At 54.9% G+C, this 14,397-nt stretch carries 9 protein-coding genes; 3 read left to right on the top strand and 6 right to left on the bottom strand.

The features are described from left to right. The first annotated feature begins 63 nt into the window (after window positions 1–63). Window positions 64–1,329, top strand: a complete 1,266-nt coding sequence (locus LCM31_RS10235; protein WP_224869749.1) for an acetate kinase — start codon at window positions 64–66, stop codon at window positions 1,327–1,329. Window positions 1,330–1,332: 3 nt separating this feature from the next. Further along, window positions 1,333–3,474, top strand: coding sequence for a phosphate acetyltransferase (gene pta / locus LCM31_RS10230; RefSeq protein ID WP_224869747.1), 2,142 nt, complete (start codon window positions 1,333–1,335; stop codon window positions 3,472–3,474). 31 nt (window positions 3,475–3,505) lie between these two features. Here pta and LCM31_RS16405 read toward each other — a convergent pair whose 3' ends face one another. The 6 genes from LCM31_RS16405 to ppsA form a co-directional block, all read right to left on the bottom strand. Continuing rightward, complete coding sequence (locus tag LCM31_RS16405) at window positions 3,506–5,734, bottom strand: acetyl-CoA hydrolase/transferase C-terminal domain-containing protein (protein ID WP_224869745.1); 2,229 nt, start codon at window positions 5,732–5,734, stop codon at window positions 3,506–3,508. Window positions 5,735–5,755: 21 nt separating this feature from the next. Further along, window positions 5,756–7,987 carry an acyl-CoA dehydrogenase gene (locus LCM31_RS10220; protein WP_224869743.1) on the bottom strand — a complete coding sequence of 744 codons (2,232 nt, stop codon included), beginning with the start codon at window positions 7,985–7,987 and terminating at the stop codon, window positions 5,756–5,758. Window positions 7,988–8,169: 182 nt separating this feature from the next. Then, window positions 8,170–8,901 carry a DMT family transporter gene (locus tag LCM31_RS10215; RefSeq protein WP_224869741.1) on the bottom strand — a complete coding sequence of 244 codons (732 nt, stop codon included), beginning with the start codon at window positions 8,899–8,901 and terminating at the stop codon, window positions 8,170–8,172. 112 nt (window positions 8,902–9,013) lie between these two features. Beyond that, window positions 9,014–9,502: a ribonuclease E activity regulator RraA gene (gene rraA / locus LCM31_RS10210; protein WP_224869739.1), complete on the bottom strand. Its 489-nt coding sequence runs from the start codon at window positions 9,500–9,502 to the stop codon at window positions 9,014–9,016. Window positions 9,503–9,720: 218 nt separating this feature from the next. After that, window positions 9,721–10,404: a L,D-transpeptidase family protein gene (locus LCM31_RS10205; protein ID WP_224869736.1), complete on the bottom strand. Its 684-nt coding sequence runs from the start codon at window positions 10,402–10,404 to the stop codon at window positions 9,721–9,723. A 383-nt stretch (window positions 10,405–10,787) separates the two neighbouring features. After that, a complete protein-coding gene (gene ppsA, locus LCM31_RS10200; RefSeq protein WP_224869734.1) occupies window positions 10,788–13,157 on the bottom strand; it encodes a phosphoenolpyruvate synthase in 2,370 nt (789 codons plus the stop codon). Window positions 13,158–13,444: 287 nt separating this feature from the next. Between ppsA and ppsR the strand changes: the two genes are divergently transcribed. Continuing rightward, window positions 13,445–14,329 (top strand): posphoenolpyruvate synthetase regulatory kinase/phosphorylase PpsR, encoded by an 885-nt coding sequence (ppsR, locus tag LCM31_RS10195; RefSeq protein WP_224869732.1) that lies wholly within the window; start codon window positions 13,445–13,447, stop codon window positions 14,327–14,329. Window positions 14,330–14,397: the final 68 nt, after the last annotated feature.

Below are 14,397 nucleotides of genomic sequence, written 5' to 3'. Positions count from 1 at the left end.
ACTCCACTGGCGTAAAAATGAACTAAGCTTATGGCACGCCCTAGGTAATTTTGTACTGTGTGTATGCCTGACAAGCGCGCCAATGGTGGCCAAGTTCTCGTCCTCAACTGTGGTAGCTCTTCGCTCAAATTTGCGTTGATAGATCCACGTAATGGCAACGCCAGCCTTAGTGGCTTGGGTGATTCACTCGGTCACAGCGTGCCTAGCATCAGCTGGAAAATCGACGGTGAGAAACAAAGCTCGGCGCTACCTGAAGGGGCGAAACACACCGAAGTCATCGAGTTTGTTGTAACCAATATCCTTTCTGGTGAGGGCATCCTACAGGAGGATATTGCGGCCATCGGCCACCGGGTTGTTCACGGTGGTGAAAGATTCTCACACTCCGTACTTATTGATGAACAGGTCATCAGTGCGATACAGGACTGTATTGCCCTGGCACCTTTGCACAACCCCGCGCATTTACAGGGCATTGAGGCCGCGACCAAGGCATTTCCCGGACTCCCCCAGGTTGCCGTATTCGATACCGCGTTCCATCAAACGATGCCGCGTCAGGCATACATCTATGCCCTTCCCTACGAGCTTTACGAAGAGCACGGGATTCGCCGGTACGGAATGCATGGCACCAGCCATCGCTTCGTCTCAGAGCGTGCTGCGGTGTTGCTGGGCAGGCCCAAATCGGATGTAAATATCATCTCCGCGCACCTTGGAAATGGAGCATCCATCGCCGCCATTCAGGGAGGAAAAAGTGTCGATACCAGTATGGGGCTGACTCCACTGGAAGGCCTGGTGATGGGTACCCGTTGTGGTGACGTCGATCCCGGCTTGTTACTGCATCTCGGTGTGCGCCTCGATTACTGTCTGAAGGAAATCAATGACCTCCTCAATAAAAAGAGCGGGTTGCTTGGTATTTCTCAGCTCAGTAATGACTGTCGGGCGCTGGAGCAAGCTGCCGCAGAGGGCCATCAGGGGGCGCAGTTGGCCCTTGAAATCTTTTGCTATCGATTGGCGAAATATATCGCTTCCTACCATGGGGTCTTGCCACACGTGGATGCGCTGGTGTTTACCGGCGGTATTGGCGAAAACTCTGCATTTATTCGCCGAAACGTGCTCAACCGACTCGCCGGCCTGCGCTACCAGGTAGACGAGACGAGAAACGTGGAGATGCGCTTTGGCGCTGAAGGCGCAATTGACTTCCCCTCTACCGCGGCGTCCACGCCTAAAGTACTCGTCATTCCCACCAATGAGGAATGGGTGATCGCACGGGATGCCGCGCAGATAATAGGCAGTGGTTATTCAACCGCGTCAGACCAGCTGGCCGGAGACAACTAGCCGATGGCCCGCACGATTATGCTTGTCCCAATCAGTTCCGGCGTGGGCATAACCTCGGTCAGCCTGGGCACCTTACGCGCGTTGGAGCGGGATGGTGTCAGCGTCAGCTTCTACAAGCCGATCGCGGAAACCGTCAAAAACGAGCGAAACCGCGATCGCAGCAATGAGATCCTGCGTACCGCGTCAAACTTAAAGGTTCCGGAATCGTTCAGCATGAAGCATGCGGAATCGATGATTGGTCACGACGATCTCGCGGATTTAATGGAAGATATTCTCGGGCGCTTCAGCGAACAGGCACGCCGGTCTGATGTAGCGATTGTGGAGGGTCTGGTTCCCAACGCGGAAAACCAGTTTGCCAACCTGCTCAATTTACATATTGCGAAGACACTGGACGCGGAAGTAATACTGGTGGTGTGCCCGGACATGGACTCCACTCAACAGCTAAAAGACCGGCTTGAGGTCGCGATGACGACCTTTGGCGGTAGCAGTGCGCAACGTGTGGTTGGCTGTATTGTAAACAAGGTCGGTGCCCCCTCGCATTTACCCGACTCCCCGGGTGCGGACATTAATGGTGTGTTTGAGGGCTCGCGCGTACGGCGTGGCAACCTAGAAATTCTCGCTCTGTTCGGTAAAAGCCCGCTGCCAATCATCGGCTGTATTCCCTGGAATGCAGATTTGGTGGAGCCCAGGGCAAAAGATCTTGCAGAACATTTTCAGGCAGAAATCATCAACTATGGCGAACTGGATATACGCCGCCTGCGCAGTGTCACCTTTTGCTCACGCTCGCTGGGCAATATGATCTATCGCTTCGAGCCCGGTTCAATGCTGGTCACATCCGGTGACCGTCCCGATGTCATCGTGGCCGCCTGCCTCGCAGCGATGAACGGCATCAAGATAGGTTGCCTGCTGTTAACCGGTGGCTACCAGATCGAGTCACAGGTACGGAAACTGTGCGGCCCGGCTATGGAAACCGGGTTGCCGGTTATTCTGGTCGAGAGCAATACATGGCAGACGGCACTGCAGCTGCAGTCGTTTAATACTGAGACGCCCACCGACGATCTTGATCGAATCGAGAAGGTGCAGGATTTCATTGCCGGTCACTTGGATAACCATTGGGTCGAGTCCCTGGCGCGCGACTCCAACCGGCCCAAACGTCTTTCTCCGCCGGCGTTCCGCTACCACCTTACCGAGCTGGCACGGCGAGCCAATAAGCGTATTGTGCTTCCGGAGGGGGATGAACCCCGCACGGTAAGGGCCGCGCTGGTCTGTGCCGAGCGCGGCATTGCCCGCCCTGTGCTACTCGGCGACCCCAAGGAAATTCATCGCGTGGCCGAGCAGCAGGGTATTTTGCTTGCGGATAAGGTTGAGATCATTGATCCAGACAATACGCGTAACAAATACGTTGATGCCATGGTGGAACTGCGCAAAAATAAGGGGCTAACTGAAATCGTCGCCAAAGAGCAGCTTCAGGACAATGTGGTGCTCGGGACCATGATGCTGGCCGAGGGCGAGGTAGATGGCCTGGTATCCGGGGCCGTACACACCACAGCAAACACCATCCGCCCGGCTCTGCAGCTGATTAAAACCGCACCCGGCGCGAGCCTGGTGTCGTCGGTATTTTTCATGTTGCTACCAGACCAGGTCCTTGTGTACGGAGACTGCGCGATCAACCCGGATCCGAACGCGGAAGAACTGGCGGACATCGCCATACAGTCAGCAGACTCCGCAGAAGCGTTTGGCATTGAACCGAGGGTGGCAATGATCAGTTACTCGACGGGATCATCCGGCTCCGGAAGTGATGTGGAGAAGGTGCGGGAAGCCACCAGAATTGCCAAAGAAAAACGGCCGGATCTCGCGATCGATGGGCCATTGCAATATGACGCGGCCGTAATGGAAAACGTGGCGAAGAAAAAAGCACCGGGTAGCCCGGTTGCCGGGCGCGCCACGGTGTTTATCTTCCCGGACCTGAATACCGGTAATACCACGTATAAGGCCGTGCAGCGCAGTGCGGATCTCATCAGCATTGGGCCGATGCTACAAGGGATGCGCAAGCCGGTTAACGACCTCTCCCGCGGAGCACTGGTGGATGACATCATCTACACCATCGCCCTCACGGCCATTCAGGCGAGCCAGTTAAAAAGCTAGCTAACGTTCGAAGTGCTTCAACGAGGCACCTTCATGGAGCCGCTGTGTCGGTGATCTCGGCGGTATCTCCCAGCGCACGCTTATCGTCAAAGAATGTCGCATATGCACCGGCAACCAGGTATGCGAGTAAGCGATGGTGGTAATCGTCGCTACCATAAAAGTCCAAACGCTCGAGGCAGGCGCGTACCGCTGGGAATTCGTCGAGGCGATGTTTGGCAATATCACGGCCTTTGCGCAGTAGCGGCCAGTAGCTGAAGATATTGCGCCCGGCTTCTTTCAGGCTCTGCAAGGCGACCGCCAATTGCGCTTCCGGCGCGGTAAAGTCTGTACCCAAGGGATAATATGGCAGTAGTGCGGGCCTGTGCCCCTGCTCGAAGATTGCCTGAAGCCGGTGCGGTGTGTTGTTTCGGTAGGCAGGGGGGATTTTAAAGCCTCGCTCCACTTTTCCAGCAGCCCGCGCTTTGGCGAGCAGCTCTCGCTGGAACCGTTTATCCGCGATACAAATCATGGAGACGATCACGTCCCGATCCGTTTTGCCGCGCAGATCGGCAATGCCATACTCGGTGACCACGATATCGCGCAGGTGCCGTGGTATGGTGCAGTTCGGGTACTCCCAGACAATATTACTCTGTACGCGACCGCCAGTCGTACGGGTACTGGACAAGGCAATGATGGAGCGCGCTCCTGGCAGTTCTTGCGCCTGTGCGACAAAGTTGTACTGCCCGCCTACCCCGCTCACCACTTTCCCGTTAGCCAAACCATCGGAAACCACAGCCCCGTTCAGGGTTACCATCATTGCTGAATTTACGAATCGAGCATGTTGGCGCTGTACACTTTTCAATTCGCGCTGCTTTTCCAGTGCGTTGATGTAGTCGATACCGGTCATATTGATGCCGGCCAACTCATCCGGATCCATTTCTCGAAGTTCACGGTAGAGGCTGGTAGAACCGAGATAGAACCCCCCATGTAGCCAGGTGCCACCAGTAATTGGCTTGCCCGCGACGCTACCGAGCAACTTTTGTCGCCCCGCTGCACTGTGCAGGTCACACTCTTCCAATTCGCCCCCCTCATCAAGAAAGCGATGGCCACGCCAGCTATACGATGGGTCGATGATGCCCATGTCCTGGAGGAATTTTGTATCTTCTTCGGTTAATGGGCTCTGAATGCGCCCGCTGTCACGCAGCGCGAGCAATAGCTCCTCCGATGCACAGTCAGAAACCACGCCTGAGTTCAGCAGTGACTGGAGTGCCGCATCCTGGTAGACCTTGCGCTTCATCACCCCTGCACGGCGCAAATGCAGGAATCCCTCCGGAACCATCTCACTGGCTCCGTAGATACCCTGCGTAAACAGACTTGATTCCGCAGGTATGCTGCTCGCCGTGGCATCAAGTTCGAACTGCAAGGTGTGCAGGATATCGCTGAACTCCTGGTTATGTGTCTGCCGAAGGCGGAGTACGTGGCAGATAGCATCAGCGAGCGCGCCGATGCCCACCTGCAAGGTGCCGCCGTCTTTCACCAGGCTGGCGATATGGAAACTGAGGGCGTAATCGGTAATCCGTACCGGTGCATTGGGCGCGGGGAAAATTTCCTGCTCAAAAGCATCGCCTTCCAGCAGAAAATCAAACAGGGTCGCACTCACCCGCGCATCACCACCAACAAACGGCAAGCGCGGATTGACCTCCCCAACAAGAACGATTGGGCCATGGTTACGCGCTTCAGCGAGTTCCAGTAGTGGCAAGGTGAGATCGGGGTTGCTACTTAAGCTGTAGTCACTGCTGGTGTCGGTGGCCGGCGACACCATTTGCGCGACAACATTTACACCACGGTCTAAAAGATCACGCGGCACCAGCGTGTAATTCGTGCTGACATAATCCTGCTGCGCACTCGCTACATTGAGCATGCTCCCCGGTTGCATGAAAAACTCACACACCTCGACGTTACGCGGTAGCAGCCCCTTGCGCCGGGCCTGATTGTAGGCAAGATCTTGGTAGTCACTATAGAGGCGGTCCAGCAAGGGTTGGACAAAACGACGCTGCAGTTCGTTGCCGCTTGCCGGCCGCTCGAGCGTCAATGCGGTAAATATGGTCAGGGAAATGCGCGGATCGGCTTCGGCGCGGGCGTAAAGGGCGTTCGCGAAATGGTTGGCTTTACCAATTCCAAGTGGAAGGCCCAGTACGATGCGCTTACCGACTCGCTCGAGCACGGCATCAACACAGGCTTCCACCTCGTCGAAGGACTCAGGCTCTTTCGGTGATTGCACGATGAAGACCCCGCTTTTGCTTTAACCCGTTGTCTTCTGGCCACCAAGGGAATCGAAGTGGTCGACCTGAATCGCCTTGTCAACAGCCTCGGCGGTAAGCTTCATCTCGCTGGCCTCTTCCTCGTTGATCAGTCCTTTGTCCAGCGCTTCCTCGACGGATTTCACGCTGAGTGCGCGCACCCCGCCCTTTTTCATTTTTTCACGGATGTCTGCGGTCGCATGGCTGAGCTCAAATGCCTGTTCGACGATATCGATACCATCTCCCGGGTTCCCCAGGAAGACACCTTCAGTAAGCCGCTCTCGGGTTTCGGACGGTTCCATAATCAAGTCTGCACAGGCTTTGGCCTGCCGATCAGATGCGTCGCGAATACTGTGCCCCCACGGCATGGTCAGGAACTGCATCAGTTGGCCGATGAAACGGATGGGGAAATTATGAAACACCTCGATCAGGCTGACTTCAATATTGTGGAAGCCTGATCGCATCGCAAACTCCAGCAAGGGCCTGTCGCTGTCCGGGCTACCATCGTCGTTAAATCGCTTGAGTGCACAGCTCATCAGGTAGAGATCGCTCAATACGTCACCAAGCCTGGCGGAAATCATTTCCTTGCGCTTCAGCTCGCCCCCCAATGACATCAGGGATATTTCCGTGACCAGCGTAAGCACAGCGGAATAACGATTCATCTGTCGGTAATACTTGGCCGCATCGCCAATGCCCTTGGGACTGCTGGCAAACAGGCCACCGGTCCACCCATGAAAAACGGCACGGGCAAAGGTTTTCATCTGGAACATGAAGTGCTTTGGGAGTAGCGCGTCCAATTCCTTCACCCCGGCGTCGTGGTCGGGATTGGTCGCCGCCTCCATTTCTTGCAGCAGGTAAGGATGGCAGCGTATAGCCCCCTGCCCGAAGATCATCAGGCTGCGCGTTAGAATGTTTGCGCCTTCCACGGTAATCGCCACGGGTACCGCCCGGTAAACGTTGCCGAGATAGTTTGAAGGGCCATCAATAATCGCCTTGCCCGCATGGATGTCCATGGCATCATTAATCGACTGGCGCAGACCGAAGGTTGCATGCGCTTTCATAATTGCGGAGATGACCGCGGGCTTGCGCCCCTGGTCGAGGGCGCGCGTGGTGGTCTTATGTGCGGAATCCAGTACATAAGCAATACCGGCGATTTCCGCAAGCCGGCGTTGCACGCCCTCAAATTTGCCAATAGAGATACCAAACTGCTCACGTACATAGGCATAGGCGCCTGTAGTGCGCGCTGCGAGCTTGGCGCCGCCGGTCGAGAGTGATGGCAGGGAGATACCACGCCCTGCAGCGAGTGCACTCATCAACATATGCCAGCCGTGTCCGATGTTTTCCTGGCCACCGATGATCCAGTCCATGGGAATAAAGACATCTTTGCCCCAATTGGGGCCGTTCATAAATGCCTGCATCGCGGGAAGATGGCGCTGACCAATGGTTACGCCCTCGGTATCGGTGGGCACCAGCGCCACGGTGATTCCCAGCTCCTCTTCATCGCCGAGAATATGATCCGGATCATAGAGTTTGAAGGCGAGCCCGAGGACAGTGGAAACCGGGCCGAGCGTGATGTAGCGCTTGTGCCAGTTGACGCGCATACCCAGAGTTTTTTTACCCTTGTAGGTCTCGTAACAGACGACGCCATTGTCCACCATGGCCGCTGCATCAGAGCCGGCTTCTGGGCTGGTGAGGCCAAAACAAGGGATATCGCGGCCGTCGGCAAGTCGTGGCAGATAATGACGCTTTTGTTCATCGGTACCGTGAGCCATCAGCAGCTCACCTGGCCCCAGTGAATTGGGCACCATTACAGTAACCCCGACACTGGTGCTGCGCGTTGATATCTTGGTCACGATTTGTGCGTGCGCGGTAGGAGAAAACCCGAGGCCACCAAACTCTTCCGGAATAATGATGCCGAAAAAGCGGTGTCTCTTCAGGAAATCCCATATTTCCGGCGAAATATCGTGGTCTTCATACGACAATTTCCAGTCGTCGACCATTTTGCACAGCTCTTCCACTGGGCCGTCGATAAATGCCTGCTCTTCCTCGGTTAATTCCGGCTGCCCCATTTTGAGCAACTGATCCCAGTCGGGCTTACCGGAGAGCAATTGTGCGTCCCACCATACCTCGCCCGCCTCCATGGCTTCGCGCTCGGTGTCCGAGATTGGCGGCAATACTTTCTTAATCCAGTTTAATAGGGGTGCGGTTACCCACTTCTGACGCAAACTGCTCATTAGTTGTCCTTTGGAAGGGCCGTTACAATTTGGTGATCTTGAGTTAGTGAACTGGAGTTATGCCGGACGACGGGTATACCGCCATCGGGCCTCGTCCCCATTCGAGGAAGTCATTGAAACTATAGGCAATCCGTCGGCCGACAACGGGCAAAGACATACTCAGAACGGTGTGCTGGCGCCGATCAGGCAAGGGCTAGAGCGCCAATGCCACAAAAGATAATCAGTGCGCCGCAGACACGACGGATAGAAAGGCGCTCTTTCAGCAAAAACACAGAGATCAGTGACGCGAAGAGGATACTTACCTCTCGTGTTGCCGCGACCGCCGCCACCGGCATCAGCGAGGTTGCCCAAAGTGCTATGCCGAACCCGCTCGTCGCCAATACGCCGGATAGAGAGCTGCGCAAAAAATTCGCGCGCGCAAATGCCAGACCCTTTAGCGGACGTGTTAAGAGGACCGCAACAATTACCCCGCCACCGGAAAGAATTTCGAGCCAGGCAACGAAACTCCAGGGGTTCTCTACAGTACGTACCCCAGCAGCGCCCAATGTGGTGTAGCCGGTAATAGCGATACCAGTACCCAGCGAGTAATAGATTCCAGCAGAACTTACCCGCAGTTCTTTCATAATTAAGGCAAAAATTCCGCAGCTGACCAGCAAAACCCCAATGATCTGCATAGGCTCAAGTGATTCATCGAGAAAAACCAGCGCAGCACTTGCCACCATCAGCGGCGTTACACCGCGTGCAATGGGATAGGCGGTACCGTAATCGAGCGCATGATAAGAACGCGACAGAAGAAAGAAATAGAGGTATTGGAATAACGCGCCGCCAATCAGAAAGATCAATGAGGACTTTGCAGGCAGTGGCAGCTGTGTCGCCAGTAGAATACCTGCAAAAAGACCGACGCTGCGAATCATTGCGAGCTGTAGAAACGCTTCTCCACTATGTTTAACGACTGCGTTCCATACAGCGTGAGCAAGTGCGGATAGAAGGACTAAAGAAAATAAAAGTGAATCCGATATTGCCAAGTTACATCAATGGTTTTGGGGAAACTATCACACCGTTATTGTCAGCGTATAAGTACTCTCCGGGATTAAAGGTAACGCCGCCAAAAGTCACAGCAACATCGCGTTCGCCGATGCCTTTCTTTTCAGTCTTCATCGGGTGACTTCCCAGCGCCTGCACTCCTAACTGTAGTTGAGAAATTTCATCTACGTCACGGATACAGCCATACATGAGGATACCTTCCCAATTACTATTCAAGGCCTTTTCCGCCAGCATATCGCCAAGACATGCGCGCCGCATTGAACCACCCGCGTCCACGACCAATACGCGACCTGCACCCTCTTCCGCCACCAGGTCACGCACCAGCGAATTATCTTCAAAGCATTTTATGGTGGCGATCCTGCCGCCGAAGGTTTCGCGCCCACCAAAGTTGATAAAGCCCGGCTCTACCACCTGAATCAGTTCAGGAAATTCATCGCAAAGGTCGGGGGTCGAAATGTGTTTGCTGGTCATGGTGCGCTCCGAAAATGAAACTGTATCGCCGTGCCGGTTACCCGGCCGCTGATACAACATCATAACCGCTAAGTAGAGGCTTCTGCATTGCACAGACAAAAATGCCGGGTATCACCGCAATGGATAATACCCGGCAACAGGGCCTGCCGATTCCCGAAGCGCTGCCATCGAATGTCAGGCTCGGGCGCAGGCTGCCAAACTTTACCGATAACGTGCCATTAATAAGTCACAGTTACCGGCATACCTACACGAGAATACTGGTAGAACTTGCGTGCCATATGCGGAGGCATGCGTACACAGCCGTGTGAGGCAGGATAGCGCGGTACATGGCCAGACGCATGCAGACCGATACCACCATTGAAACGAATGTAGTGGTTCATCTTCGCACCGCGATAGTAGGTGCCAGCCGGACGACGGTGCTTGCGTGTATCCACGTCCGCACGTACTACACGGCCGGAGTTACGATCGACGTAGCTACCGTAGATACTGGAACGGTGATTTGGTCGTTTCGCCAGTACACGGAATTTGCCGGTACCGGTACGAAATCCTTTCTTACCAGAGGATATGAACGATGAGCCCACCAAACGGCCGCCCTTGTAGAAGTAGGCCTTCTGTTCACTCAAGTTGATGCGAATAGACGGCGCACCAGAGGAATTCATCGCCGCGGCATCATCAAACCAGTTACCGCCCCTATTCGCTTCCGCAAAGGAAGGCCAGAGAGTACCAACCAAGCCACCCACGAGCAGCATGACTGTGGCGATAAAACGGCGGGAAATAACAGATACACCGTCGGCAACACTTACATCCCCTCCTGTTTGGTCAAGCAGGTACTGGCGACATCGTTGGTTGTTTGATTGGGCTACAGGATCGTCGTCGGGAGAGAATTGAAAATGTCTAAGCATGATCACACCTCAGTCAGAACTTGAATCGTTGGCTTCTGCTTCGAATAGACAGATTTGGATTAATCACTCTCACGGTCGCGAATGACATTTATGTGAAAGCTCTTTCGATTCTATTGATGTGAAATTGGGTGCTTAGACTGATTTTATCGGGCGTATAGCAGTTTTATGGAATTTGGCAATTCACTTAGACTCGTGACGGTGATTTCACAAGCCCAAAGCGGTGAAATGACCACACCAGCTGTATTCAATATTAGCCGTTTTCAGGCAACATTTTCCTAACGGCAAATAACAAAAAAGCGCCTTAAAAAAGGCGCTTTGCTTGAAATTTCCCAATCAATGCGCAATCAGCCACGCAATGGACCAGGGCTGGTACATCAAGTTAATTACTTTGGGTCGCTCTGGTTGGCGAGGTATAGCCAGGTATCAACCGCGGTGTCCGGGTTAAGGGATACGCTGTCAATACCTTCGTCCATCAACCACTGCGCAAAGTCTTTGTGGTCTGACGGGCCCTGGCCGCAGATACCGACGTATTTACCCGCCTTTTTACAAGCCTGAATCGCACGGGACAGCAACATTTTTACCGCCGGGTCACGCTCATCGAACAGCTCCGCGACCAGTCCGGAGTCGCGGTCCAAGCCGAGGGTCAACTGGGTCAGGTCATTGGAGCCAATGGAGAAGCCATCGAAGTACTGCAGAAAATCCTCAGCCAGCAAGGCATTTGAAGGAAGTTCACACATCATGATGACTTTCAGTCCATTCTCACCGCGCTTGAGACCGTTCTGTTCCAGCAGCTCGATGACCTGGCGGGCCTCGTCCGGCGTGCGTACGAACGGCACCATGATTTCCACATTGGTAAGACCCATCTCGTCACGGACCTTCTTCAGCGCCTTACACTCAAGTGCAAAACACTGGCGGAAATCCTTAGAGCGGTAACGTGCAGCACCGCGGAAGCCCAGCATCGGGTTTTCTTCGCTGGGCTCGTACATCTGGCCACCCACCAGGTGTGCATATTCATTGGACTTGAAGTCCGAGAGACGCACGATAGTGCGGTTGGGAGCAAACGCGGCGGCAAGCGTAGAGATACCTTCCACCAGTTTTTCGACAATAAAGTCTTCCGGGGATGCGTAACCGCCGATGCGATTGCGAATGGTGTGCTGCAGTTCCTGCGGCAGACGGTCCAGTTCCAGCAGTGCACGCGGGTGGATACCGATCATCCGGTTCAAAATGAACTCCAGGCGCGCGAGACCAACTCCCTGGTTCGGCAGGTTACTAAACGCAAATGCGCGGTCCGGGTTGCCCACATTCAGCATGATTTTGAACGGCAGGTCGGGCATATCCGCGACTTCGGTGAGCGAGCGCTCGAAATCCAATTGCCCGGACATCACGAAACCCGTATCGCCTTCGGCACAGGTCACGGTAACGGGCGTGCCAGTGGACAGCTTTTCGGTGGCGTCACCACAACCAACAACCGCCGGGATACCCAGTTCGCGCGCAATGATTGCTGCGTGGCAAGTGCGGCCACCGCGATTGGTGACGATGGCACTGGCCTTCTTCAGTACGGGTTCCCAATCCGGGTCCGTCATGTCGGTGACCAAGACGTCGCCATCTTGCATTTGCGCCATATCTTCAACGGAGTCCAGTACCCGCACCGGGCCCGCACCAATACGCTGGCCGATGGCACGCCCCTCGCACAGTACTTCACTGCGCTCCTGGAGTTTGTAGCGTTCGATGCTGGTACCGGTGTCGCGAGAACGGACGGTCTCCGGGCGCGCCTGAACGATAAACAGTTTGCCGCTGTCGCCGTCTTTTGCCCACTCAATGTCCATCGGACGCTGGTAATGCGCTTCAATTTTACGCGCCTGATTGGCCAGCTCCGTCAGTTCTTCGTCATTCAGGGCAAAACGCAGGCGGTCTGCCTCATCGACCTGCACGGTTTTGACCGAACGGCCACAGTCGCCGCTGGCGTCATATACCATTTTGATGGCTTTACTGCCCCGGTTACGGCGCAAAATGGCCGGGCGGCCCGCTTCCAACGCCGGCTTGTACAGGTAGAACTCGTCCGGGTTCACCGCACCCTGCACCACTGTCTCACCGAGGCCGTAGGCGGCGGTGACGAAGATGACATCGCGGAAACCACTTTCTGTGTCGAGGGTGAACATCACGCCCGAAGCGCCGGTTTCACTACGCACCATGTGCTGAATTCCGGCGGAGAGGTAAACACCGACATCCGCATAGCCAGTGTGTACCCGGTAGGCAATCGCGCGGTCGTTGTACAGAGAGGCGAATACTTCCCGCACCGCCTGCAGCACGGAGTCAATACCGCGGATGTTCAGGAACGTCTCCTGCTGGCCGGCGAACGAAGCGTCCGGCAAATCTTCGGCAGTCGCCGAGGAGCGCACCGCTACAGCCGTCTCGCCGCCGCCCAGAGCCTCGTAACCTTCGCGGATCTCTTTTTCGAGCTGTGCGGGGAATGGCGTGTCTAGCAGCCACTGACGTATCTCTTCGCCCGCAGCGGCCAGTGCGGTGACATCATCTACATCCAGGTTCTGCAGGCGCTCGGCAATACGTGTGTCCAGATCCGCGCTGCTCAGGAATTCGCGAAATGCCTCTGCGGTAGTGGCGAAACCACCGGGCACGCTCACACCAGCCCCAGACAATGAGGAGATCATTTCACCTAGTGAGGCATTCTTTCCGCCAACCTTGTCGACGTCCGCCATGCCGAGTTTCGCGAAATCGAGAGTATAAGTGGTCAATGATCTGTCCTCTAAGACTGCGTTTCTGGCGGCAAATTATAAGGAAGGGTTTTGTAAATAATACCCCGCAAATACCACTGAAAATCGCCAATATTTGTTGTAATTTTTCTACAAGACACGCGTGTGCAATCGGATTTTGACTACATCAGTATGTGTATGCATAAAGCACAGCATCGATTGACTGTTGTATGATTGGATAAACAGGCGGCCGAAGCCGTTCTCACCTAGAGCAAAAAATTTGCGAGTGACTTCGGGATCGCAATCAATTTATTTGCAAAGATAAAATTATGACGGATTCCACACCGAGCCATGCATCTGCTATTCAGGCGCAGAGTGCAGTAACTGGTAACAACAAAAAACGCACAGCGTTTTTTATTTCAGATGGTACCGGTCTTACGGTAGAGGGTATTGGGCACAGTCTGCTTGCACAGTTTCGCGACCAGCATGTTGAGCAAGTTACCGTCCCCTACGTGGACTCCGAGGCGCGTGTGAATCAGGTACTACAGCGTATAGAGCGTGCCGCTGAGGAATCCGGCCTTCAGCCGATCATTATTACCAGTATTGTTTCAGACCAGATACGCAACCAGCTGCACGAAAGCTCTGCACTGATGCTGGATGTGTTTGAGAGTTATCTGGCGCCGTTGGCAAACCTGTTCGGGGCAAACCCGGCGCGCACGGTGGGCGTTTCCCACGGCATTTCGAACGACAGCCGCTATAGCGCACGTATGGATGCCGTGCACTTTGCCATGGATAATGACGACGGCCGCCGCACACGTGAATTTGAAAGTGCAGACGTGATCCTCGTTGGTGTTTCGCGCTCGGGCAAGACGCCCACGTGCCTGTATCTTGCCCTGCAGTTCGGGTTGCGTGCAGCAAACTATCCGATCACTGAGGAGGATATGGACTCCACCTCCCTGCCGAAAATCCTGCGCCCCTATCAACACAAACTCTTCGGTCTCACCATCGACCCCCGCCGCCTGATGAGCATCCGCCAGGAACGGCGCGCCAACAGCCGTTACGCGTCCCCGGAGCAGTGCGAATTCGAAGTGCGCCAGGTCGAACAAATGCTGCGGCGCGCACAGATACCCTACCTCGATGCGACAGAGCTGTCGGTGGAAGAGCTCGCGACCCGACTGATGTCGCAGGCGGGAATTGAGCGCAGAATCAGCTAGATTTTCATAGAGCCCAGTGAACGGACTCAGCTAACGCAGCGTATCACTATCTATCGCAATACCCCGTC

Origin of the sequence: Microbulbifer agarilyticus (genome assembly GCF_020171345.1) — a bacterium.
Taxonomy (GTDB): Bacteria; Pseudomonadota; Gammaproteobacteria; order Pseudomonadales; family Cellvibrionaceae; genus Microbulbifer; species Microbulbifer agarilyticus_D.
Note: the sequence above shows the minus strand (reverse complement) of the source record. Positions and strands in the feature narration are given on the sequence as shown.

Bases quoted from the DNA above. Each gene is read 5' to 3' on its own strand.
- LCM31_RS10235 (WP_224869749.1), top strand. From the start codon at position 64: ATGCCTGACAAGCGCGCCAATGGTGGCCAAGTTCTCGTCCTCAACTGT.
- pta (WP_224869747.1), top strand. From the start codon at position 1,333: ATGGCCCGCACGATTATGCTTGTCCCAATCAGTTCCGGCGTGGGCATA.
- LCM31_RS10220 (WP_224869743.1), bottom strand. From the start codon at position 7,987: ATGAGCAGTTTGCGTCAGAAGTGGGTAACCGCACCCCTATTAAACTGG.
- LCM31_RS10215 (WP_224869741.1), bottom strand. From the start codon at position 8,901: ATGATTCGCAGCGTCGGTCTTTTTGCAGGTATTCTACTGGCGACACAG.
- rraA (WP_224869739.1), bottom strand. From the start codon at position 9,502: ATGACCAGCAAACACATTTCGACCCCCGACCTTTGCGATGAATTTCCT.
- LCM31_RS10205 (WP_224869736.1), bottom strand. From the start codon at position 10,404: ATGCTTAGACATTTTCAATTCTCTCCCGACGACGATCCTGTAGCCCAA.
- ppsR (WP_224869732.1), top strand. From the start codon at position 13,445: ATGACGGATTCCACACCGAGCCATGCATCTGCTATTCAGGCGCAGAGT.